This window comes from Streptomyces sp. NPDC000941 (assembly GCF_053599555.1).
In genome coordinates, this window is record NZ_JBSFMM010000038.1 from 1 (window position 1) to 22372 (window position 22372).

At 68.3% G+C, this 22372-nt stretch carries 22 protein-coding genes, 1 tRNA gene and 5 pseudogenes; 17 read left to right on the top strand and 11 right to left on the bottom strand.

What is annotated here, in order from left to right:
- Positions 1–105 precede the first annotated feature (105 nt).
- Positions 106–3363, bottom strand: coding sequence for an amidohydrolase family protein (locus ACWDSL_RS14780; RefSeq protein WP_450485300.1), 3258 nt, complete (start codon positions 3361–3363; stop codon positions 106–108).
- Between the two features lie 364 nt (positions 3364–3727).
- On the opposite strand from ACWDSL_RS14780, the gene ACWDSL_RS14785 reads away from it, so the two are divergent.
- The 3 genes from ACWDSL_RS14785 to ACWDSL_RS14795 all read left to right on the top strand — a co-directional run bounded on the left by ACWDSL_RS14785 (position 3728) and on the right by ACWDSL_RS14795 (position 6303).
- Positions 3728–4669, top strand: coding sequence for an alpha/beta fold hydrolase (locus tag ACWDSL_RS14785; protein ID WP_450485302.1), 942 nt, complete (start codon positions 3728–3730; stop codon positions 4667–4669).
- Between the two features lie 212 nt (positions 4670–4881).
- Positions 4882–4958 (top strand) — tRNA-Pro (locus ACWDSL_RS14790).
- 967 nt (positions 4959–5925) lie between these two features.
- Entirely contained in the window at positions 5926–6303 is a 378-nt protein-coding gene (locus ACWDSL_RS14795; RefSeq protein ID WP_450485303.1) for a hypothetical protein, read from the top strand.
- A 24-nt stretch (positions 6304–6327) separates the two neighbouring features.
- Here ACWDSL_RS14795 and ACWDSL_RS14800 read toward each other — a convergent pair whose 3' ends face one another.
- The gene (locus tag ACWDSL_RS14800) at positions 6328–7458 is read right to left on the bottom strand and encodes a hypothetical protein (protein WP_450485305.1); all 1131 of its coding nucleotides are present in this window, start codon (positions 7456–7458) and stop codon (positions 6328–6330) included.
- On the opposite strand from ACWDSL_RS14800, the gene ACWDSL_RS14805 reads away from it, so the two are divergent.
- A complete protein-coding gene (locus ACWDSL_RS14805; RefSeq protein WP_450485404.1) occupies positions 7384–7767 on the top strand; it encodes a hypothetical protein in 384 nt (127 codons plus the stop codon). The genes ACWDSL_RS14800 and ACWDSL_RS14805 overlap by 75 nt on opposite strands.
- A pseudogene (locus tag ACWDSL_RS14810) lies at positions 7658–8782 on the top strand (integrase core domain-containing protein). Before ACWDSL_RS14805 ends, ACWDSL_RS14810 begins: the two are co-directional and overlap by 110 nt.
- A 46-nt stretch (positions 8783–8828) precedes the next feature.
- Here the strand turns inward: ACWDSL_RS14810 and ACWDSL_RS14815 are convergent.
- Entirely contained in the window at positions 8829–9008 is a 180-nt protein-coding gene (locus tag ACWDSL_RS14815) for a hypothetical protein (protein ID WP_450485307.1), read from the bottom strand.
- A gap of 54 nt (positions 9009–9062) precedes the next feature.
- Complete coding sequence (locus ACWDSL_RS14820) at positions 9063–10130, bottom strand: transposase (protein WP_450485309.1); 1068 nt, start codon at positions 10128–10130, stop codon at positions 9063–9065.
- Between the two features lie 57 nt (positions 10131–10187).
- Between ACWDSL_RS14820 and ACWDSL_RS14825 the strand changes: the two genes are divergently transcribed.
- A complete protein-coding gene (locus ACWDSL_RS14825) occupies positions 10188–10556 on the top strand; it encodes a DUF6402 family protein (RefSeq protein ID WP_450485311.1) in 369 nt (122 codons plus the stop codon).
- Positions 10557–10638: 82 nt separating this feature from the next.
- Here the strand turns inward: ACWDSL_RS14825 and ACWDSL_RS14830 are convergent.
- A pseudogene (locus ACWDSL_RS14830) lies at positions 10639–10833 on the bottom strand (nitroreductase/quinone reductase family protein); the annotation flags it as partial.
- Positions 10834–10899: 66 nt separating this feature from the next.
- On the opposite strand from ACWDSL_RS14830, the pseudogene ACWDSL_RS14835 reads away from it, so the two are divergent.
- The 3 genes and pseudogenes from ACWDSL_RS14835 to ACWDSL_RS14845 all read left to right on the top strand — a co-directional run.
- Positions 10900–11639: pseudogene (locus tag ACWDSL_RS14835) on the top strand (IS3 family transposase); the annotation flags it as partial.
- Positions 11640–12227: 588 nt separating this feature from the next.
- A complete protein-coding gene (locus ACWDSL_RS14840; RefSeq protein WP_450485312.1) occupies positions 12228–12566 on the top strand; it encodes a tyrosine-type recombinase/integrase in 339 nt (112 codons plus the stop codon).
- 432 nt (positions 12567–12998) lie between these two features.
- Positions 12999–13121: pseudogene (locus ACWDSL_RS14845) on the top strand (IS5/IS1182 family transposase); the annotation flags it as partial.
- A 26-nt stretch (positions 13122–13147) separates the two neighbouring features.
- Here the strand turns inward: ACWDSL_RS14845 and ACWDSL_RS14850 are convergent.
- From ACWDSL_RS14850 to ACWDSL_RS14860, 3 genes are all read right to left on the bottom strand, one after another.
- The gene (locus tag ACWDSL_RS14850; RefSeq protein WP_450485314.1) at positions 13148–13300 is read right to left on the bottom strand and encodes a hypothetical protein; all 153 of its coding nucleotides are present in this window, start codon (positions 13298–13300) and stop codon (positions 13148–13150) included.
- A 275-nt stretch (positions 13301–13575) separates the two neighbouring features.
- Positions 13576–14034, bottom strand: coding sequence for a hypothetical protein (locus ACWDSL_RS14855; RefSeq protein WP_450485316.1), 459 nt, complete (start codon positions 14032–14034; stop codon positions 13576–13578).
- A complete protein-coding gene (locus ACWDSL_RS14860; protein ID WP_450485318.1) occupies positions 14025–14567 on the bottom strand; it encodes an RNA polymerase sigma factor in 543 nt (180 codons plus the stop codon). The genes ACWDSL_RS14855 and ACWDSL_RS14860 overlap by 10 nt, the downstream gene beginning before the upstream one ends.
- A gap of 140 nt (positions 14568–14707) precedes the next feature.
- On the opposite strand from ACWDSL_RS14860, the gene ACWDSL_RS14865 reads away from it, so the two are divergent.
- From ACWDSL_RS14865 to ACWDSL_RS14890, 6 genes are read left to right on the top strand one after another with little or no spacing between them, the layout of a single operon-like run.
- On the top strand, positions 14708–15190 hold the full coding sequence (locus ACWDSL_RS14865; protein ID WP_450485320.1) for an Asp23/Gls24 family envelope stress response protein: 483 nt from the start codon (positions 14708–14710) through the stop codon (positions 15188–15190).
- The gene (locus ACWDSL_RS14870) at positions 15187–15540 is read left to right on the top strand and encodes a hypothetical protein (RefSeq protein WP_450485322.1); all 354 of its coding nucleotides are present in this window, start codon (positions 15187–15189) and stop codon (positions 15538–15540) included. Before ACWDSL_RS14865 ends, ACWDSL_RS14870 begins: the two co-directional genes overlap by 4 nt.
- On the top strand, positions 15537–15779 hold the full coding sequence (locus ACWDSL_RS14875; RefSeq protein ID WP_450485324.1) for a hypothetical protein: 243 nt from the start codon (positions 15537–15539) through the stop codon (positions 15777–15779). Before ACWDSL_RS14870 ends, ACWDSL_RS14875 begins: the two co-directional genes overlap by 4 nt.
- A 43-nt stretch (positions 15780–15822) precedes the next feature.
- Positions 15823–16014, top strand: a complete 192-nt coding sequence (locus tag ACWDSL_RS14880) for a hypothetical protein (protein WP_319695366.1) — start codon at positions 15823–15825, stop codon at positions 16012–16014.
- The gene (locus ACWDSL_RS14885) at positions 16011–17003 is read left to right on the top strand and encodes a DUF6286 domain-containing protein (protein WP_450485326.1); all 993 of its coding nucleotides are present in this window, start codon (positions 16011–16013) and stop codon (positions 17001–17003) included. Before ACWDSL_RS14880 ends, ACWDSL_RS14885 begins: the two co-directional genes overlap by 4 nt.
- A gap of 5 nt (positions 17004–17008) precedes the next feature.
- Complete coding sequence (locus ACWDSL_RS14890; protein WP_450485328.1) at positions 17009–17575, top strand: hypothetical protein; 567 nt, start codon at positions 17009–17011, stop codon at positions 17573–17575.
- Between the two features lie 133 nt (positions 17576–17708).
- On the opposite strand, the pseudogene ACWDSL_RS14895 reads toward ACWDSL_RS14890, so the two are convergent.
- From ACWDSL_RS14895 to ACWDSL_RS14905, 3 genes and pseudogenes are all read right to left on the bottom strand, one after another.
- Positions 17709–17996: pseudogene (locus ACWDSL_RS14895) on the bottom strand (IS110 family transposase); the annotation flags it as partial.
- A gap of 381 nt (positions 17997–18377) precedes the next feature.
- The gene (locus ACWDSL_RS14900; RefSeq protein WP_450485330.1) at positions 18378–18863 is read right to left on the bottom strand and encodes an SRPBCC family protein; all 486 of its coding nucleotides are present in this window, start codon (positions 18861–18863) and stop codon (positions 18378–18380) included.
- Positions 18864–19593: 730 nt separating this feature from the next.
- Positions 19594–19878: a hypothetical protein gene (locus tag ACWDSL_RS14905; protein ID WP_450485332.1), complete on the bottom strand. Its 285-nt coding sequence runs from the start codon at positions 19876–19878 to the stop codon at positions 19594–19596.
- Between the two features lie 1060 nt (positions 19879–20938).
- Between ACWDSL_RS14905 and ACWDSL_RS14910 the strand changes: the two genes are divergently transcribed.
- Positions 20939–21421: a hypothetical protein gene (locus tag ACWDSL_RS14910; protein ID WP_450485334.1), complete on the top strand. Its 483-nt coding sequence runs from the start codon at positions 20939–20941 to the stop codon at positions 21419–21421.
- Positions 21422–21427: 6 nt separating this feature from the next.
- Positions 21428–22348: an SRPBCC family protein gene (locus ACWDSL_RS14915; RefSeq protein ID WP_450485336.1), complete on the top strand. Its 921-nt coding sequence runs from the start codon at positions 21428–21430 to the stop codon at positions 22346–22348.
- The last annotated feature ends 24 nt before the right edge of the window (positions 22349–22372 follow it).

A 22372-nucleotide genomic window follows, 5' to 3' on the forward strand; every position in this document is an offset into this window, starting at 1 on the left:
CCCCCCCCCCCCCCCCCCCCGCGGCGCCGCCCCGCGCCCAGGGGGCGGGCGGGGGCCGTCGCCCCCCCCCCCCCGCACAACCGACGCGCGTCGCCGTACGCCCTGTCACCCCTCCCCGTCGCAGCAGGTGTCCCGCCGCAGCAGCCGCCCCACCTCCAGCCAGTGCTCCGCCGACTTCCCCTGCCGAGCCCGGCCGCCCTCCGGGAAGGCGCGTACGAGCTCGTCCTGCTCGTACGGCACGCCGCCGCGCAGCACCGAGACCGTGCGCACGAGCGAGTCGAAGTCCGTGAAGGGATCGCCGTCCACGACCGTCAGGTCCGCCAGCTTCCCCACTTCCAGGGTGCCGAGGTCCCGGTCCGCGCCGAACGCCCGCGCGGGCAGCAGGGTCGCGGTGCGCAGCGCTTCCGCCGCCGAGAGCCCGTACTTGTGCAGCGCCCGCAGCCCCATGTGCAGATGGAGCCCCACCGGCACCAGCGGCGCGTCCGTGCCCAGGGCGACCACCCCGCCGCCGGCGAGGATCCGCCGGTAGACCCCGATCTCGGTGCGCAGGGTGGCGAGCTGGGCGGCGGTGGGCGGGGCCTGGGCCAACTGCCGCACCAGGGCGGTGTCCCAGGGCGGCATGAGCCGGGTGACCCGTTCGTCCTCGGCCAGCGACGGGTCGGCCCCGACCAGCGGCGAGGCCGTGAACGGCGTGGCTATCAGACGGAAGTCGGTCGCGGTGTAGATCTCCGTCACGTCCTGGGAGGACTGCCCGGTCGCCGTCGTGGCGTGCCCGTACTCCAGGCGCTGCGTGGCCTGCAGATGGGTGGTCAGGTCCTGGCCGAGCTGCACGCCGGGCGAGCACAGATGGCTGCCGGCGCGCACCCCGAGCCTGTCGTGCGCGAAGCGGGCGGCCTCCTCCATGATCCAGCCGGGCGCGCGTACGTACGTCTTGACGAAGTCCCAGTCGAGCGCCGCCCCGCGCTCCAGCGAGCGGCGCAGCCCCTCGCGGGTGCGGTGCGCCCGCCCCATGCTGTACGCGACGCGCGGCCCGTCCAGCAGCTCACCGGTGGCCAGCAGCCGGGGCCCGGCCAGCGCGCCCGCCGCGATGGCCTCGCGCAGCCGCGCCTGCTCGTACGCGAAGCCGCCGAGCGAGACGGCGGTGGTGATGCCGTAGGCGAGCTGCAGCACGGTCTGCCGGGCACCGTAGGTGTACTGCCAAGGATGCGTATGGGCATCCCAGAGACCGGGCACGACGGTGCGCGCGGAGGCGTCCACGCGGCGTTTCGCGGGCCGCCCGGCGCGATGCGCCTCGACGGCGGTGACGCGTCCGCCGCGCACCACGATGTCGACGTCCTCGCGCACCGTGCCGTCGTCGCCGGTGCCGTCCCAGAACCTCCCTGCGTGGACGACGGTGTCGGCGGGGCTCGGGCGCCGGTGGTCGAGCGGGAGGCGCACGGTACGGGCCGTGCCGGCCTCGACGTCCAGCAGCCGCAGCTTGCCCGCCGACAGATACAGGAGGGAGCGCGAATCCCCCGACCAGGAGGGGTGGTCGGCGCTCTCCTCGGTCAGCCGGCGCGGTTCGCCGTCCGGGGTGCCGTCGGGCCGTACGGGCAGCAGCCACAGGGCGGACTCGGCGATCACGGCGAGATGGCGGCCGTCGGGGGACCAGACGGGGCCGGAGTCGTAGCGGTCGGAGAGCGAGGTGTGCGGCGCCAGCGCGTACAGCCTGGCCGCGCCGCTGTTTCCGCTGTTCGCGGCCACGATCCGGATGAGGTTGTAGCCCTCGCGGAACCGTTGGTTCAGCCGGTTGCGATCGCAATAGGCGATAAAGCGACCATCTGGCGACCAGCTCGGTCTGCCGGGCAGCCCACCGCCGCCGAGCGGCGCGGCCAGGGTGTGCTCGGTGCCGGCGGCGAGGTCGCGCAGGACCAGGTTTCCCGACATGTCGATACAGGCGAGGCGATCGCCGGCGGGGGACAGCGCCGGATGTACCCGCCCTCCGGAGGCCAGCTCGGTTTCCTCGCCCGAGGCGAGATCCCGGCGGTGTACGGCGAGCAGCCCGTCGCGGTCGTCGGCGTAGATCAGCGCCCGCCCGTCGGGCGTCCACGTCGGGCCCAGCAGATAGCGGGTGGGCGAGGCCCGTACGATCCGGCGCGGGGCACGGCCGCCGGTGGTCTCCGCGACCCACAGGGAGTTCAGCGCGGCGAAGGCCACCTTGCGCCCGTCGGGGGACAGCGCCGGCAGATGCACCCCGCGCACCGGCCGCGCCCCGCCGCCGCTGTCGAAGTCGTACCGCTTGACGCGGTAACGCGGCCTGCTGACCGGCAAGGCGGCCTTGAACGGTATCTCCTCCCCGCCGCCCGGCACCTCGGGCCGCACCAGCCGGAACCGCCCGCCCACGGTGAGCAGCAGCTCTCCGCCGCCCGTCCAGCGCGGCGGCACCGGCTGTACGTCGCCCTCCATCGTGACGGCCGCACCGTCGACGACCAGCGTGCAGGAGGCCTCGGGGGCGGGGGTGGTGCGCAGATAGGCGAGCGTGCCGCCGGGCGACACCGAGGGCGCGAGCACCTGCACCCCGGCGGCCGCCTCGGTGTGCTCCACCGTCACCGGCCCGCTGCCGTCGGCCCGTACCGAGGCGACCGTACGGGCGTCCAGCGCGGCCCCGGCGAGCCGGCCACGTACGAACAGCACCCGCTCGCCGCCGGGGGCCCACGCGGGGTCGAAGTCCTCCCAGGCGCCGTCCTGCAGCGGCCCGTCCTGCCCCGGCACCCCGGTCAGCCGGGTGAGCTCCCCGGTGGCCACCTCCAGCACCCACACCCGGTACGGGCTGCCCGCCACCGTGTCGCCGCCGCGCTCGGAGGCGAAGGCGATCCGGGTGCCATCGGGCGACCAGGCCGGACCCCGGTCGTCCCAGGGCCCGTCCGTTCGCTGACGCACATCCGAGCCGTCCGGTCGCAGCGTCCACAGATGGAAGCCGCCGCCCCGGTACGCACAGACCGCCAGCAGTTTCCCGTCGGGGGAGAAGACCGGCCGCGTGGGCTCCAGATCGGGCGGGGTGAGCGCGGTGGCGGCGCCGCCCTTCCGGGGCAGGGACCACAGCACATTCTGGACCTCGGCGACCAGCCGGTCACCGGAGGGGGAGAGCGTCGCGGCGCCGTTGGTGGCCCCGGTGAACGACAAGGCGAGCGAGCCCCGCCGCGCCGAGGCGGCGGCGCTCTGCGCCGGCAACCCGGCCGCCGCCCCGGCCCCGGCAGCAGTACCGGCGGCGGTCTGCAGGAACCGGCGGCGGGAGAGCGAGGGCGACGCGGCGTCGCCGGGGGCGGGCTCGGGGGAGAGGGCTGGGGCGGGCTCGGCTGTGGCGGCAGTGTCTGCGGTCTCCAACGGTCCTCCTGGAACACGTAGTTGTGCGGAGCAGGAGTGGGCAGTGGTGCGTGCAGCACTTGATCGTTTCATAGGCCTCGGGCCCGGGGTCAACACTGCGTCGGGAGGAAGACGCGGAGGCAGGAGACAGGGAAGGGCGTGCCCCCGACCGGGCGGGAAGACCGTGCACCGGCAGGAATAACGTGCCCCTGCCCCGGGCGGAAAGACCGTGCCCTGGCAGGAACAACGTGCCCCGGCCCGGAGGGATGGGCGTACCACTGTCGGGAAGGAGTGATCCCATCGCGGCAGCCACGGCGTCCCACGCCTCGGCGAACACGGGGTGGCCGCGGTGGATCCCTCCCTCCCACACAGGAGATGAGACAGCATGCCGACGGACGGCATCACGTACCACACCAACCACCTCCCCACCCAGGACGGCGTAAGCCTGGCCACCTACACCTGGCTCCCGGAGTCCCGCCCCCCACGCGCGATCGTCCAGATCGCCCACGGCGCCGCGGAACACGCCCAGCGCTACGACCGCTTCGCCCGCTTCCTGCGCGACCACGACTACGCCGTGGTCGCCTCGGACCACCGCGGCCACGGCGCGACCGCCGCCTCCACGGGCGGCCTCGGCGTCGTGGGCGAGGAGGGCGACGGCTGGCGGGCCATCGTCAAGGACCTGCGAGCCGTCGGCGACCGCGCCCGGCAGGACCTCCCCGGGACGCCGCTGTTCCTGCTGGGTCACAGCATGGGCTCGATGCTCGCCCGCGACTGCGCCCAGGAGTACGGTGACGACCTCTCCGGCCTGATCCTCTCCGGCACCTTCCGCTCACTGCCCGCGACAGACCCAGACGAGGCCATCACCCGCCTGGAGACCGAAATCGCCAAGCACGGCCGCACCGCCCTGTCCAGCTTCACCCCCGAGCTCTTCGCCTCCTTCAACGACCCCTACGAACCCGGCACCGGCTACGAATGGCTCTCCCGCGACCCCGCAGAGGTGGCCACCTACACGGCGGACGAGCGATGCGGCTTCCCCTTCAGCGCCGGCCTCTCACTCGACTGGGTCCGCGCCGTCCGCAAGATCAACAACCCGCACAACCAATCCCGCACCCCGCCCCGGCTGCCCGTCCACATCGCCGTGGGCGCCGAGGACCCCTGCAACCAGCGATTGACACTGGTCCACGAACTCCTCGAGGACTTCCGCTACCTCGGCACCCACGACCTGAGCTGGAAAAGCTACCCCGACGCCCGTCACGAGATCCTGAACGAAACCAACCGCGACCAGGTCCAGCAAGACCTACTGACCTGGCTGAACGCCCACACCTGAGCCCCCCGCGCTTTGCCGCCCTCCTACCCCGTCCGAACGGAGGCGCAGCCACACCTGGGCACACCCCGCCATCGTCTGCGAACCCAACGTAACCACAGGCTCATCCCTGACCCGCCGCACCCCCACCGAAAGGTGGCAGCGACCACCCCCTGAAGTGCGGTATTGTTCTCTTGCGCGACCGGCTAGAGCGAAAGCCGAAGCCGGACAAGCACCGGGACGTGGCGCAGTTTGGTAGCGCACTTGACTGGGGGTCAAGGGGTCGCAGGTTCAAATCCTGTCGTCCCGACCAGCATCATCGCAGGTCGGAGGCCGTTTCCGCGGGTAGCGGGGGCGGCCTTAACCGTGTCCGGGCTGGGAGCAAGTGGGAGCCCGCTGGGAGCCCTCGTGCTCCCAACTCGCAGACGTGTCAACGGTGCCCGATTCGTCCGTCACTCGATCAGGTAGACCTACAGCGCCGTACCGAGTCCCTGTGCGCCGTCGTCAACCAGGGGCCCCCGATGTCATCCGATCGGTTCGGATGCTCTCTGCATCGAGAGGTATAAGGACCCCTTGTCGGCTTTCGACCCCCTTTCGGGGTGGGAGCGCGATCTCGTGCTCCCCATGCGACAGGGGGGAGCTGTGGGCTGAGGGCCTCGGTCGGGGTGTTTCCGCAGGCAGCCGGTGCTCGGGTGTCCCGGCCGCAAGGTGCCTGCCGCGTCAAGACGAGGTAATGCCCCTTGGCGTCCGCCAGCAGACGGGGCACTCCCAGGGCGTGAGCGCCCTATCGGGCTCTATGGCGCTGTAGCGAGACAGTCGGCAGGCGCGTTCACCGTAGAAAATAGTGTGCCAAGCGACTGCTGAGTTGGGCCGTGGATAGTCTCCGGAAGGGGGGCAAGGCTCTGGCCCGGTCGTCCTTGGGCTGGAAGGTCGGTGGGATGGCCGGGCCGTGCCTGGACGGCGGCGTGCGAAGTGACGAGCGGCTGGCCAGGCTATTTGCGACAAGTCTGGTGTAGTCGTGACGCGGTGACTGTCGGTTGAGCCTCTCAACTTGTGCCGGTTGTGGTGGCCCGGCCTCAGCTCGTGGGCCGTCGAGATCCGGGCGATCCACTGCTGTCATTCACGCACTGCCCGCCCGCATGTGGGTCGGATCGGCACTGTCTGCACGGCGCTGGACGGTCCGCCCGTCACACGCCGAAGCGGCGAACGCCCGCTGGCGGGTCCGGGACCCGGTCCTGCCTAGCCCTGTCGGGCTGAGGATGCCTCGACGAGGGGGCGTCATGAGCGTTGAGGTCCACATCGACCAGGGGTGCCTCACCCGGCTGCTCCGCGTGCGCGGTAGTCGGGTTGAGCGGCGGCTCCGCGAACGCACCGAACGCGTCACCAACATCGCTGAGCGCGAAGCCCCCGGCAGCATGGGCCGGTACATCAGTTGGAAGATCCAGGACGGCCCAGGAGGACTCCGAGGAGTTATCGTGTGCGACCACCCGGCCGTGCGCTATGTCCTCAACGGCACCCGACCGCACATCATTCGCCCCCGCCGCTCGAAGGTCCTCCGTTTTGATGTCGACGGCCGGACCGTGTTCGCTGCGTACGTACGGCATCCCGGCACTCGGCCGAATAACTTCCTTGCGCGGGCGCTCCGCCAGGGTAGATAGGCAGGCGAGAGAATGGCCAAGGAGTCAGGCTCTGGGCGTTTCGTCAAGCACGGTACGAGCCTCAGGCAGGAATTGCTCTTCCCATGCCTTCAACTCTTCCTCCGCTTCTTGTGCTTTTTGGATCTGTTCCCCCAGCCCGTGGCACTGAAAATCTTCCAGTGCCACCCGTTCGACCAAACTCAAGGGCGTCCTTGACCCGTGCTCCTGGAACGCTTGCTGGACGGAATCCCATGCCATGACGATTTCGGGAGGCATGTTGTCTCTTCCTAGGTCGCGAGGATCGCTCCCTTGCGCATGAGCCCTGACCTGGCGTCCCAGCTCATCGAGTGCTGCCCTGAGTTCACTCGCCGGCCTGTCAGAACTTCCTTGCCTTGCTTCGATCTCACAAAGACAAGTCAAGGCCTTCTCGGCTTCAAACAGAACGATCTCTTCCTCTAGAGCATCTGCCAATTCACCGACCCAGTAACTGATGCGATCGGCGGTTGTCCTCAAAGAGGTGGGCGCTTCCAAGGAGACGATGAGGGACGCACTGCGCAGCGCTATCCTGGCGTCCGACAATTCTGTGCGGAGACTCGTTGTTTCCGAAATAGGAACCTCGTCATAGACGTAAGTGTGATTCATCTTCTTGGCGATCTCAGTTACGTGCCTGGCTGCGAGGAGATACGAAACGAAGGCCTCTCGCTGGACTCCTCTGCGCCACTGCATCTGTGCGTTGGTTGCCTCGGCGCGCACAGCGTCGAGGGCAGCGCTGTACGTGGACTCTGCCTGGGCAAGACCAGAGCGGTAGTTGGACTCTGCTTGTGCAAGACCGGCACGGCCCGTCTCCTCAGCGGTACGTAGGGCTGCGCGCATCTGCCATCGGCCGACAATCAGTGCAGAAGGGATGCCGACTGCGGCGACGGCAGCGGCGGCGATGGCACCGACTCCTTCAAGATTCATGATCACATTTTGCTGTAAGCGGCTTGCCGTTGCTGTTCGTTTGGGGTGGTGATAGGCGGAAAGTGGTCCACACGCCGCTACCCTCTCCGTCACGCCGCTGGTTTTGGGCCGGGCGACCGCGCGGGAGACAAGGGCACACCCGTGGCCAAGAAGACGTTCGCACTCAATACTGATCCCCACGTCGCAGACATCGCCGGAACGGAACTGCTTTTCCAACCGGAGTTCATGGGCGGCGACTTCATGGATGCCTACGCGGAGCTGCGCGATGCGCAGCAGTCGAGTGGTGTGGACATCGATGACCTCGCTGGCGTTGCTCCCTCCCCGCTGAGGGCGGTGCCTGAAGGGTGTCTTTATTGCCGTATGGTGGTTGACCTGGGACTTTGCGATCGCCCAAGTGTGGGCATGATCAGTGATCGTGGGTCTGCGACTGCTTTACCTGATCTTCTGTCGACTACTGGGCTGCTTCCTGTTGCTGGGCCGCTCGACCGCCGCGAACAACGCAGAGATCCTTGCTCTTCGTCATGAGGTCGCCGTGCTGCGTCGGCAGGTCCAGCGGCCGCGGCTCTCATGGGCTGATCGTGCCGTGCTCTCCGCTCTCGCACGGCATCTGCCACCCGTCTTACGTCGCCATCGACTGGTCACCCCGGGCACACTGCTGAACTGGCACCGCCGTCTGGTGCGCTGGAGGTGGCGCCAAGCACCGGTCAGACCCGGTCGGCCACCTTTGCCGGAAGAGACGGTCGCGCTCATCCAGCGCCTGGCCAGAGAGAACCCGACCTGGGGGTACGTCAGGATCCAAGGGGAGTTGCGTCGGCTTGGTCATCGGGTAGCCGCTGCGACTATCCGACGGGTTCTGCGCCGCTCCGGTCTACCGCCCGCTCCGCAGCGCGCATCTCAGCAGACCTGGCACTCCTTCCTCCGGGCCCAAGCCCACACGCTGCTCGCTTGCGATTTCATGCACATAGAGACCGTCTTCCTCAGACGTCTCTATGTCTTCTTCGTCATGGAGATCAAGGCCCGGCGCGTTCACGTTCTGGGTGTCACCGCTCACCCGACCGGCGCATGGGTCACTCAGCTCGCCCGCAACCTGCTCATGGATCTCGAGTAGAGGGCTGGGTGCTTCCGGTTCCTCATCCGGGACCGGGACAGCAAGTTCACCACCGCGTTCGACGCCGTCTTCACCAGCAACGGCACAGCCGTCATCCCGACACCGCCGCAAAGCCCCCGGTCAAACGCGTTCGCCGAACGATGGATACGCACAGCCCGAGCCGAATGCACCGACCGCCTCCTCATCACCGGCGAACGACACCTGCGCACGGTCCTTACCACGTACGCGGAGCACTACAACGGGGGACGAGCCCACCGCAGCCTCGACCTACGAGCACCCGACGACGACCCGAACGTCATCCCCCTACCCGCCGCCACGGTCAGGCGCCAGCAGGTACTCGGCGGACTGCTCAACGAGTACCACACCATGCCACCCCGGCTACCTCACCATCCACAGGAAACGCCCAGCTCAGCAGCCTCATCGGAATATTGACACCCTTCAGGACTCTGTTGGTCGATGTGATCTGGGCTTTTGTCGATCAGGCCGCGAGACTGAGGGCAAGTTGTTCGTAGTGGGAGACCCGTGTCGTGCCCAGAGGGGTTCCACTCCACCAGGCGTCGAGTCGGTAGAGGTTGAGGGCGGCCGCGGTCAGGACCTGGGCCAGTGAGGTCTTGGCGAGGCCGCGGTAGCGAGTACGCCGGGTGCCGGTGCGCCGCACCCGTAGCGCTTCAGAATGGCTTCACTGGTTGTGAGCTGGAATTTTTCCTTATGGTCAGCTGGCTCGGTGGTACTCGTTGATGAGGCTGGCGACGGCTTGTCGGCGTTTGATCCGGGCTGCGGGCAGGGGGATGACGTTCGGATTGTCGCTGGGCGCGAGCTGGCCTCGCCCTTGGTGGGGCCGGTGAGTGTTGAAGTGGTGTGCGTAGTCGTGGAGGATCTTCTCGGCGTGGCCACGGTCGAAGAGCAGGACACGGTCGGTGCACTCTTCCCGTGCTGAGCGGATGAAGCGTTCTGCGTGTGGGTTGCAGTTGGGGCTGTGGGGAGGGATCTTGGCCACGGTGATGTCCTCGCTGGCGAACACGGTGTCGAAGGTGGCGGTGAACTTCGCGTCCCGGTCGCGGATGATGTGGGTGAATTCTGCGGCCCGATCGCCGAGTTGCCACAGAAACTGCCGGGCCTGCTGAGTGGCCCATGCGGCGGTGGGGCGGGCGGTGACGCCGAGGATGTGGACGGTGCGGGTGCGCACCTCCATGATGAATAGCGTGTAGAGGCGCTGCAGGTTGATGGTGTCGACATGGAAGAGATCGGTGGCGAGCAGGCCGTTGGCCTGGGCTTTGAGGAACGCGGCCCACTCACCGGGCGCCGGCTGGCGGCGCGGGGCGGGGCTGAGACCGGCGGCTCGCAGCACACGCCGGACGGTGGCGGGGCTGACCTTGTGCCCGAGGCGGTGCAGTTCGCCGTGTACGCGTCGGAAGCCCCATCGGGGGTTCTCGGCGCCGAGCCGGATGATCAGGTCGCGGATTTCCTCCGGCAGCGGCGGCCGCCCAGTAGACGGCGGCTGCGTCCACTTCTGCTTCACCAGACGCTGGTGCCAGGCCAGCAGGGTGCGCGGTGAGACGATCCGGTGTTCGCGCAGGGCTCGGGGGAGCAGTCGGGTCAGGACGGCGAGCAGTGCGCGGTCCGGCCATCCGGGCTTGGGCGGGGCGACCTGCCGACGTAGAACCGCGAGCGCGTGTCGAAGGATCAGTATCTCCGCGCTCTTGGCCGCAGAAGATCGAGACATCAGGAACAGCCACGCGAAGATTCGCGTGCCGATGAGGTAGACAAGTCGAACCAGCACGAGGACTGATCATGCAGGGTACCTGCTGGTCAGGTGCGTTGCCTCAGGTCAGGCCCGGTGAAGCCATTTTGGAGCGCTACGGGGTCGGCGGTTCAGGGACCCGGCAAGGATTCACGCATTGACGTCACCGTCACACAGGGAAGCTTTTACGTACGAGACTCCTATGACTTCAATGGTTTCCAACCCCTCGGTTTCTGGCGGCGCAGCCCGAAATCGGTCTCGGTATCCCTAAAGGGGCCAGGTGCTTTCTTTGGTCGATTCTGCCCAGAAAACTGGGCGGAGATCGAGAATAGTACCTTTCGAGAATTCCGCACAAAGAAGCAGATGGGTCGCGACTTTATAGTGTATTCAAAATTGATGACCGTCACCCTCGAGAAGCCTGTCAAGATTCATGCCGTGGGGGACGGTAAGCCTTGGTTCGACTAGCCTCGATCCTGCGTGAGGGTCCGGCAGCTTTGTCGGATCCTGTTGTGCGGCAGGTCGTGGGCCGTGCGGATCAGGTCCTCGTTCACGACGGTGGGGCGTCTGCCGTCCCTGCCACGGACGCGGGCTCCAGCACGAAGACGGGGATCACACGGTTGGTCTTGTCCTGGTATTCGGCGTATGGCGGATACGGGGCGATCGCGCGCTCCCACCACTCGGCCTTCTCGTCTCCGATGGTCTCACGGGCCGTCATGTCCTGGCATACGGATCCGTCCTGGAGTGAGGTGACTCCCTTCGTGTGGACACTCTGACAATGGATCTTGTAGATCCGAGGAAGGGTGTCCTGGTGGGACGTAGGTCTCCGTATCCGGCGGAGTTCAGGAACGATGCGGTGGCGTTGTACCGCGCGACGGGCGGGAAGCGCACGTATGCCGCGGTCGCGGCGGATGTCGGGGTGACCGGCGAGACGTTGCGGAGTTGGGTGCGCCAGGCCGACGAGCTGGCGGGTCGCAGTCATAGCCGCGGCGACGAGGCGGTGGAAAGCCAGGATGACGAGCTGGCGAGGCTGCGCGCGGAGAACGGCCGGCTGCGCAAGGCGGAGAAGGAATGGGAGCTCGAGCGGGAGATCTTGCGTCGGGCGGCCCAGTATTTCGCCAAGGAGATGAGGGCATGACCCGCCGCTGGGACTTCATCTCCGACAACCGCGTCGACTTCGGCGTGCAGCGGATATGCCGGGTCCTTCAGGTCTCGCGCTCGGGCTACTACCGGTGGCTTGCCGGCACGAAGGCCCGCGTGGTCCGCCGGGCGGCCGACGACGCCCTGGTCGAGGAGATCCGCGAGATCCACACCGACCACAAGGGGACGTACGGAGTCCGCCGCGTCCATGCCGAACTGCGGGGCTTCGGGCACACCGTCAACCGCAAGCGCGTCGAGCGGCTGATGCGCATCAACCAGATCGAGGGCCGGCACCTGCGGCGGCGCAAGCGCACCACGGTCCCCGACCGGCTCGCGCCGCCGGCCCCGGACTTGGTGAGCCGCAACTTCTCCGCCGGTCGGCTGGACGAGAAGTGGTGCGGCGACATCACGCTCTTCGCATCGCGGTCGTTCAGCGCCGTGATGGTCATCGCCGCGGTGTCGCTGTTCGGTTTCACCGGCGTGGCCGTGCTCGTCGTGATGTTCTACAACAACGTCCAGCACCTGAACGCGCTGGACACCAGCTGGCGCATGCTGCCCCTGTTCGGCGTCTACGTCGTCACGGCGTTCCTCACCGGCAGGGTGATCCGGCGTACCGGCTTCAAGGCACCCCTGACGCTCGGCCTGCTGCTCGGCGCCCTCGCCGTCCTGGGTCTGACCACGGTCGGCGCGGACACCCCCTACAGCCATGTCCGGCCGCTGTTCGTCCTGTTCGGCCGATTCGATCAGCACCACCTGCGCGTTCCCCGCCAGCGGTTCACCGGTCTCGCCAGGTCGACCGAATCGGGCGACAGAGTCCTTCAGGGTGCGGCGGAGCCGGTCAAGGCCGCAGAGGTCAGTGTGAAGCTCGGCAAGGGGACACGCCCGGACAGGTCGAGGCGGTCCGGGCGAAGCTGAAGCGCCTCGCTGAGTGGGGCTGGCTGGCAAACTTGTTCCGATCATCCGAGACGACGACGCCTCCAAGATACTTGCTACCTGCAAATGTCAGAGGGTGGCGCCCTCCAGATGGAGGACATCGACTTGAACACCGACTCGGTGCACTACCACGGGAAGGGCAGCAAAGACCGCCGTGTACGGTCCGGCCTCCGTACCGCTCGGGCACTCAGCCGTTATCTACGGGCCCGTGCCCAGCACAACGGAGAGAAGCTGCCGGACCTGTGGCTTGCCGATCGCGGTGGCCGACCACTGGCTCCCAACGGCATCAAGATCATGATCAAGCGACGCGGACTGGCCGCCGGATTGCCAGGCATCCATGCCCACCGCTGGTGGCACACTTTCGCTCACGCATGGAACGAGCTGGCGGCGACAGCGGCGACCTGATGCTGCTCCTCGGCTGGACTTCCGATGACATGCCCCGCCGCTACGGCGCCAGCGCGGCGGCCGAATGGGCCCAGGAGACACACCTCAGGATGGGAATCGGGGACCATGTCTGAGCCTTCTCGACACCTGCGAGATCTGCGGAAGCAAGGGCAACATGCAAGTGCACCATATCCGCGCTCTCGCCGACCTCGCACATGCCGGATGGCAGCCGTTCCGACTGGGCGCGCGTCATGCTGCACCGTCGACGCAAATCCGTCGTCGCCTGCGGCATCTGCCACGACCGCATCCACTCAGAACGGCCAGCCAGACCACTCACGCAGTAGTCACTGGAGAGCCGGATGACCGGGAAACCGTCATGTCCGGTTCGGCGGGAGGCCGCGCGGAACAGGACTCGCCCCACGACGAGCGCCTCACCGCGCGGCCGACCCAACCGCCTGGCTCCACCAGTTCAAGCGACTTCGGATCCGCTACGGGATACACGCCGACCTCCACCTCGCACTGCTCCAACTCGCCTGCAGCATCATCTACTTGAGACGACTCCGAACTTCATTCTGAAACGATCAGCAGAGATCATTTCCACATCAGCCCTTGGTGGAGGAGCCGTCTGTCACCGAGGAAACGACATACAGGCCGAGATCGGGATGTCCGGCCAAGCGGAGGGCCAGCCGGTGCTCGGCGAGCTCCCGGGCCAGTTCCGACTCGTCCAGCACCCACCAGTCGTACTGCACCGTCACTTCGGACAGTCAGGGTCGGGCGCCCGCCGGCGGACGGCGGCTGCGTCCGCTTCTGCTTCACCAGGCGCTGGTGCCAGGCCGGCAGGGTGCGCGGTGAGACGATCCGGTGTTCTCGCAGGGCTCGGGGGAGGAATTGGGTCGGGGCGGCGAGCAGTGTACGGTCCGGCCGGCCGGGCCCCGGCGCGGTGACCTGCTGTATCAAGGGATTCTTGGCCCATCTGCCTGACTGCAAGAACCTGATCGTCTGCGGGGGTTGGTGATCATGCTTATGGCGGTCAGAGACGTGGGTGGACGTCATCGATGGTGATGTCGATGCGGAGGAGGCGAAGACCGAGCTGGGTGGCCGCGGCTGCGTGCAGGGCGGCGCGTACCCGGTGGGCGGTGGTGGAGGCGTGCTGGCCGTAGCGGAGGCTGATGCTGACGGCCACGTGGGTGGGGTCTCCAGGGGTGGGGAAGCGGCAGCCTCGGCCGGTGGTGCCGGGGACGCTGCTGGTGGCGGCGGACAGGAGAGTAGCGGCGGCGTGTTCGGTGATGGACAGACGGTGCGGAGGTTCTGCGGGGAGCGGCAGCTTGCGGAAGCGGCGCGGTTCTTGGCGGATCCGGACCATGACACATGCGACGAAGCCCGGGGGGCGCTCGACCGGTTCGGCGGTCAGCGCGGCGGTCGCCTCACGGAGTGTGTCGATGGCGGTGCCGCTCGGCAACCGGTCAGCAGTTGGATGGTTCATCGCCATGGCGTGAGCTCCTGAGCAAGCCGGGCACGAGCGCGGTGGACGCGACCACGGACGGCATCCGGGCTGGTGTGGACGGTGTGGGCGATTTCGTTGGTGGACATGCCTTCCAGTTCTCTCAGCACCCAGCATGCGCGCTGCTCCGGGGTGAGCCGTCTGAGGGCGCGAGTCAGCGCGGCACGCAGCTCGGCGGCCACGGCCTGCTGTGCGGGGCCAGCTGTGCGGGACGGCGGCAAGGCCTCCTCTTCGAGGCTGATCTCGGGGCGTCGGACGCGGGCGACGTTGACGGCGCGGGTCGCGGCGATGCGATACAGCCAGGCGGCGAACGCCTGCTCCGCATGGATTTCGTGCAGGCAGCGCCAGGCGGTGATGAAGGAATCCTGGGCGGCGTCCTCCGCGGTGTCGGCGTCTCCCACGATGCGCAGCGCAATCCGGTACACCCGAGTGGCGTAGCGGCGCACCAGGTCCTCGAAGGCTGCGGTGTCACCGTCACGGGCGCGGGCGACAAGAATGCCGTCCTCCGCCTCGGAGGTCACCTTGTGCGAGTGCCCCGGCGGGAGGCTACGAACCACATTCGCGTGAGGTACATCCCATGACGGGCGTGAGGATCCCCGGGTCGGCTGTGTCTTCTTGAGTGATGCGGGTAATGAGCTCGCACGGAACGGAGAACGGCGCCGTGAACACACAGATGAAAGAGACGACGGCCAAGTCGAGTGAGCAGTCCGAAGGGGCCCGTTCCGTGACGGCGCGGGGGTCCGCGGAGCTGGTGAGCGAGCAGGGCAGGACGTCGGTCGCGGATGTGGTCGTGGCCAAGATCGCAGGGATGGCGACCCGTGAGGTGCCGGGCGTGTACGCGATGGGCGCCGGCGTGTCCCGTGCGCTGGGCGCGATGCGCGAGCGTCTGCCCGGAGTGGTCGGCCCCGGCATCACCCAGGGGGTCGCGGTCGAGGTGGGTGAACGCCAGGCCGCGGTCGACCTCGATGTGATCGTCGATTATGGGGTGTCCATCCCGGACCTGGCCGCGGGGGTTCGCCGCAACGTGGTCACCGCGGTGGAGAAGATGTGTGGATTGGAGGTCACCGAGGCCAACATCACCGTCGGCGACATCCACATGCCCGGTGATGAGCCGGCCGAGTCGGCGGAGTCCCGCGTCCAATGACACATCCGGCACATCGCGCACATCCGACACGTCCGGCCCCCGGCCGGGATACGGGCGAGGTCGGCCGACTGGCCGGCCGGATCGCCACCGCGGTGGCCGACTGCCCGGCGGTAGCGGCCCTGGCCGACGGGCCGGTTGCCACCTACCTGCCGGGCAGCACCGTGGCCGGGGTCGCCGTCCGCGACACCGAGGTAAAGGTCGAGGTGGTCGCGGTCTTCGGTACGCCGGTGACCGAGGTCGCCGCACAAGTGCGCGCCGCGGTCCACGGGCTGGTGCCCGACACACAGGTGGAGGTGTGCATCGACGACATCGAACTCCCCGACAGCGCCGCTCGGGGGACGCTCAGATGAGCGCACACCCCACACCGCAGCGGCAGGCGTTCCGGGACTGGGTGCGCCTGCACCACCCGGACGTCGGCGGCGATCCAGAGGAGTTCATCGCAGGGTTGAGCCGCTGGCGCACCGCTGTCGCGGCCCCGCGCTGTTCCGAGGTGGTGCGGGTGAGCGTGTTCCGCAGCCGGGGCGGACTCTGGCTGGCCGCCCGGTGGTGGCGGCGCCACCGGCGCCGTCGAGCGCGGCGCGTGCGCTGACGCGATGCGGCACAAGTTCAGACGAGGGAAATGAGTGAGTGACATGGACGGAACGCAGTGGGCTACAGCGATCGGCCTGGGATTCGGGACCGCGTTGGGCTTCGCCGGAGCCTTCGGCGGCTTCACCGCTTTCTTGATCGTGCTCGTTCTCGGCGCCGTCGGACTCCTCGCGGGCCGGGCCGTGGCTGGTGAACACGATCTGAGCGGCCTGCTGGGCGGCCGGAGGCGGTCGTGACCACAGATCTGGTGCCGACGCCACCGGCGGCGCTCGGGCCGCCGGAGACCCGCGGGCACACTGAGATCGCCGATCGGGTGCTGGAACGGATTGCCGTGCGCGCCGTCACCGAAGTGGACCAGGCCGGCGGGGCGCCGCGTCGGCTGCTCGGGGTGCCGCTCGGGCGTGCCAAGGCCCCGCCCGCCCCCCAGGCCACGGCCCACGTGGACGGGCACCTGGCCACCGTGGCGATGACGGTGTCGGTGGCATACCCGGCGCCGATCCGCCAGGTGAGCCGCTGCGTGCGGGAGCGCGTCGCTGCCCGCATCGGCGAGCTGACCGGCCTGGACGTGCGCGAAGTCGACATCGACGTCGCCCGCCTCACCCACCCTGCGGCTCCCCGCACCACCGTGGACCACGAAGCGCCGTCCGCGCCCCCGCAGGCGGTCGACCGACAGCGCCGACGGGCAGCGATACGTGCCTTCCGGCCCAGGCGGACCCTCCCGGCCGTCCTGATCGCAGCCCTGCTGGCCGCCGTCGCGCTCCTGGCCACCATCCAGGTCGTCGCGAGCCTGATCAACCGCGACGCACAGGTGCTGCCGGTGACATGGCTGACCCGGGCAGGCCGCGATCTGCGGTGGGACGATCCCGCCGTGCTCGCCGCAGCCGCCACGATCCTCGCCGTCGGGGTACTGCTGATCGCGCTGGCGCTGGCGCCCGGCCGTCCCCGGATGATCGCCTTGCGGTCCGAGGATCCCCACACAACGGTCGGCATCACCCGCGCCGGGCTGCGCCGCTGTCTGACCGCCGCCGTCGGCGGCATGGACGGCATCGACCGCGCACACGTACGACTGCGCCGGAGGCGGGTACACGTGAACGCCGACAGCCCGCTGCACGACATCGGCGACCTCCCCCAGCGGGTCCGGCAGGCCGTCCCCGGCCGCCTCGACGAACTGTCACCCATGAGACCACTTCACGTCCGCACCACCGTACGAGGACGAGAGGAGTGAGCCCGATGCGCCGCCCCACCGCCCGCGCCAACCGCATCGCGCTCCTCGCGGCCGGCCTCGTGCTCACCGCGGGCGGCGCCGCCGCACTCGCCCGCGGCCTCGACCTTCGTCCCGGTCTGCTCGGGGCATCCCACACTCCACTGATCGACGAGCAGGCTCGCCGCTACGCCGCGGACCACTGGTGGTTCTGGGCCGCCGTCGCCGCGTGCGCCGCCCTGCTCGCACTCCTCGCACTGTGGTGGCTCGCCGCCCAGGCCCACACCGACGCCATCCACCACATCAATGCCGAGCCCGACCCTCGCCACGGCGCCACGCATCTGTCCGCCCGGGCCGCCACCGAAGCACTCGAGGAGGACCTGACCGCCAGCCCCTACGTGCGACGGGCCAAGGCCACCCTCACCGGCGCCGCCACCGTTCCACGACTGACACTGACCGTCACCCTCACCGCCGACACCGACCCAGGCGCCGCGAACCGGCACATCCACCAGGCACTGGCTCAACTCCGCCACGCCCTCGAAAGCGACCGCCTCACTGCCACCACCCGCATCCACATCGCCCCAGCCGACCACTGAGTACCAGCCCTGGCCCGCGATGCGTGCCGGTTGCCTTACGCGCGGCCACGTATCGGCTTCAGAGTTCGTCCGTCTGGGTGCGGTCGTCCGCGGAGGATCGGCTGGCCACCAGCCAGGATCACGCCGGCTCTACCGCGCGGGTGTCCACGTCCGGGGCGCGGGCTGCGACCGCGATCACGTGGGCGTCGTGGGCGTCGGTCTTGGCCTCGCCGGGGTAGAGGTCGGCGATCCGCCGCACCGTCAGCCCTGGCAGACAGGCCACCTGGCAGCGTGTGTCACGGGCGACCGTGAGGGGCAGGGCGCCGATGGAGGCGGGCTGGTCGACCACCACGAGCACGGTGCCGTGGTTGGACTGGAGCTTGTCCAAGAGCTCGCGGAGCTTGGGTTCGCTGTTGGGCAGTCGCTTGTCGAAGACTTTCCTTGCCTTATGAAGAGCCTGCCGACGAGTCGGCGGTCCTGCCCTTATCAGCGGCTTACCGGTGCCTCCGGCACCCGGTGACGCCACCCCTCAGATCATGATCAACAGAGGGGAGAAGTCACGCCGGGCCCGGAGGCCGGGGGCTGCATTGCGGAGCCGTGGAGAAGACAACGGGGGGCGGCTCTGCGGCCGGTGACACCAGCGCGCTCGCCGATGTGGCCCGAGCACTGCCGGATGTCAGGTCGGAGATCTGGCCGTGCGCGCACCCGTGCCGGCCAGCCGCCGTTGACGCCCAGGTGAGCCAGGCCTTCCACGGACAGTTTGCGCCAGATCCTTGCCGCCCACCGGCGTCTACCAGCGATTCGGCTGCTCCCGGCCGACCGGTTACCGCTCCGTAGAGTGGCACGTGTCGTGGCCGCGTTCACACTGTCCGGGAGGCTCGTGACGTTCGACCACTTCGGCGAGCCGGCTGAGCATGCTGCGGTGGCGTAGTTGCATCAGAGCGTCCACCACCGCGTTGTGTAGCTTCCCGGCGACCCCGCGCAGCGGATGCTCGTCGCAGATCACCATGGTGTTCTCGCCCCACGGGCGCAGTTCGAGGGCGATCCTGGCAGTGCCGAGCCATCCGCTGATGACCTCCAGCTCCAGAACGTGCGGCGGCTCGCTGCGCCGGGCGATGGTCTCTCCGCTGCCCTTCCACGGGCCGAGTTCCACTGTATAGACGATGCGTGATCCGGTCCGGGGCCATGTTCCGGCGGTGGGATGGGTCCGCGAGGTACCGACGACCCAGTCACCGTAGCGGGTACCGTCCGCCAGCACCGCCCACACCGCTTCGGGACTGCGGCGGATCAGCTGGTGCCGTACAGCCATGCGTCAACTCCCTGCCGGGTCCGGAAAGGGGGCAGTGCACATCCATCTCAGGGTACGGCGGGCGCCGGTGGTTGACCTCCGGACAATGTCACGCGGTGGCGTCCGCGGCGTCGAGCACGCGGTCACTGCGGGCAGCCGACTGTGCTGATGCGGCAGTGGCCGGCTCCGCGCGGAGGCGGTCTCGCTGATGGGGCAGGAGGGTCACCGCCTCCTCGGGGTCCTGCGGCCCGTGCGGGCGCCCGTCGACCGGCGTTTCAACCAAATGCCCATCCGCCATATCCGGAAGCGGCTGGCTGCCGGCGACCAGCGGGCTCCGCGTTATAGTCACATCCTTGGCACGCGCGGGCCCGGCACTCCCGCACCCGCTCGTGCCGCAGCCGCCAGCAGCGTCACCCGCAGCGGCGCCAAGTGCGTCAGATGGGGCAGAGACTTGACGGCCGCCCTCGCCCGCCATTCGGCGAAAGATACAGTGAGCCCCCTGCTTGGCTGTCTGGGTTGGCGTATCGACGCAAGCTCAAGTCGCGGCAAAACACTTGGCGTTTTCCCGCGGCGGGGCACTCCCACAACGCTAGCGCCGTAACCAGCCGTACCGCGCCGCAGCGTGCCCGTCCGCCAGCCGGTCAAGGCAGCGCGTCCTGTGAGTCCGAGGTCGCCGGTTCGAGTCGGCCCACATGGCGCCGCGGCGACCGGCCCCCTACCCCCTCGGCTTTGGTGTGGCCGAGGGGTCCTGCTAAGAAGTGCCTGTCATCTGCCGCCTTCGCTCTCCATCCCTGTGTGCCTTCTCCAACAGCGAGCCTTCTTCCTGCTCGTAGTGCGACAGGGCGAGGCCGAGGCCGAAGAATGTGGGCGCCCACTCGCCGACGAAGATGCCCCAGCGGTCGGCACGGTCGAGTCCCGCGCCGGGTTCGGCACGCAGGGAGGCGGCCCAGGTGAGCACGGAGAGTCCGATGGAGGCGACGGCGGCGGTGTAGGCGTGCTCGCTGCGCAGGCCCATGTCGTGCAGCTTCTTGATCATGACGGTTGCTCCTTAGGATGTTCCCTCTCGGGGTCACCTCCGGGTTCCCCCTCTGTGGCGAGTGGCGCGGGGCGAGCGAAACGACCAGGGACGCCCTCGAGAACGAAACGAACGAGTTCCCGGGTCGTGTGCCGGTCTGGAGGCAGGGCCGGGACGTCACGGGGATGCCGTGTTCTCAGTCGGCAACGCTTCCAGCAGGTCCCCGCTGTGGGAGTCCGCTAGCGCGTGAGCGGCGCCGGCCAGGGCTGACGTGCCCGCGGGTCGTCTTCGTCGAGGACGGGGGAGGAGCCGGCTCATGTGGCGACTGGTCGCAACGATCCCTCGGCTTCATCATAAGCCTGGCCACCACGACCTCGCCTTGGGCCGTGCCCTGCGTTGGGCGCGCTTGCGCACTCGACACACGGTGTCATGATCTGTCGTGCAGCGGTCGCTGTTCTCCCTGCTGACGGTTACACCCCGCCACCGGAGCCGACAGCTCCGGTCAGCGAACGGGGCTTTGGCCGCGTGGTTGCGCGTCATATTTTCGGGGCCCTCGACCGCCACTGTCCGACTCGTTGTCAGTCTGGTCGCGGAGTGGGTCCTTTGGGGCACGGTGGGAACGTTCTTCCGCAGTCGCGGTGCGCCACGCGAACGTCAGCGGCCGGTAGCTGGCCCAGCCGGAGCGATGAGTTCGAGACCGATCTCATGCGGCCGACATCTTCCCGGTCGCCCAGCACGATTGTGAGTGTGTGACCCAGTCATGAGGAGGCCGCGATCGTCGGCACGGTGCGGCCATTCGGAATTGCTGTGGTGCCAGAGCTGTATGTGCCCTCCGGTCCCGAACTCCGCTGAGAGGCGCACTGCTGACCCTCCGGGAGTCGGTCGGCGGATCACGGACGTAGCAACGTGGTGCCGTCCTTGACGCTTGCGGCCTGAGTGTGACGGCCTCGGATCCGGTAGCGGCGTGGTGCATCCATGGCTCCCGAGGCATGGCCATATGACGCGATCGAATGATATGCACCATACTTACCTATATGACCTGATTGACGGCCTCGTCTTTGTGGCGGGAGGAGAAGCGAGCATGAAGAACATCCAGGCTGCCCTGGTTTTCACCGGCGGTTACCTCGTCGGACGCACGCACAAGATGCGCTGGGCTATCACCCTCGCAGGACTGACGGCCGGGAGACGCCTCCTGTCCGGCGGCGATGTGGCCGATGGGGGGCAGGCGAAGTCCCCCGGGCTCGGCCGACTCGGCCAGGAGCTTCGCGGTGAGTTGATGGCTGCGGGGCGCTCGGCAGCCATATCGACAATAAGCAATCGAATGAATTCTATGAGTGATGCCCTGGGGGAGTGGGCCTTGGCGTTGCGTCCCGGCCCGAATGGCCAGGAGCCGGATGAGCCGTCGTCACAGGGGGACCACGCACGGGGGGATGAAGCCGAATCGCAGAAGGGACCCGAGGACGAGGGGCGGTCCCGAGCCGGCAAATCGAAGAAGTCAGCTGACCATCCGGCCGAGCACGAAAAGAAGACCGAGGCCGGAGGGTCCGGACGGAGCCGAGGGTGATGGGGTATGGCTGAGAAACCGGACAACCAGCACACGGGCGGGGTCGGCACCCTCGCCAAGCAGCTGCCCACCGACCGTCTGAAGCAGGAAGCGCAGAATCTCCTCACCGCACTGGGTGAGAAAGCCCTGTCATCGGTGAGCAGTATCGGCGGGGACGGCAGCTCCGGAGGCGGACTCGGTGCCGTAGTGAAACCCATGGTGAAGGCCGGATTGGGCAAGGCCAAGGACAAGGCCATGGACAAAGCCAAGGAGGCCATACCGGGCCTCGGCGGCGGCGGTGGCAAGGACAAGAAGCTGAAGGTCACCAACATCGTCGAACAGATTGACGTCGGTGCCCCCGTGTCCCTCACCTACGACCTGTGGACCCAGTTCGAGGACTTTCCCAGCTACATGAAGAAGGTCGAGGACGTCCAACAGGAGTCCGACACGGAAATGGAGTGGAAGGTCCAGGTTTTCTGGTCCCATCGCAAGTGGCGCTCCGAGATCCTCGAACAGGTGCCGGACAAGCGGATCATCTGGCAGTCGAGGGCTGAGAAGGGCCATGTGAACGGGGCGGTGACTTTCCATGAGATAGCTCCAGATCTCACCCGGATCCTGCTGGTCCTCCAGTACTACCCCCAGGGCTTCTTCGAGCGCACCGGAAACATCTGGCGGGCCCAGGGCCGCCGCGCGCGTCTTGAGCTCAAGCACTTCCGTCGCCATCTCATGGCCGAGGCGCTGCTTGAACCCGACGAGATCGAGGGCTGGCGGGGCACGGTGCACGAGGGTGAGGTCGTGGAGGAGGAAGAAGAGCCCGAAGGCGAGGAAGAAGAGGAAGATGAGGAGGAAGAGGGCGAGGAAGAAGAAGCCGAGGAAGAAGAGGAGCCTGAGGACGTGGAGGATGAGGTCGAAGAGAAGGAGAAACCGCGGCGGCGCTCGCGCCGTTGACGGCAGCCTCCTCCTCAACAAGGA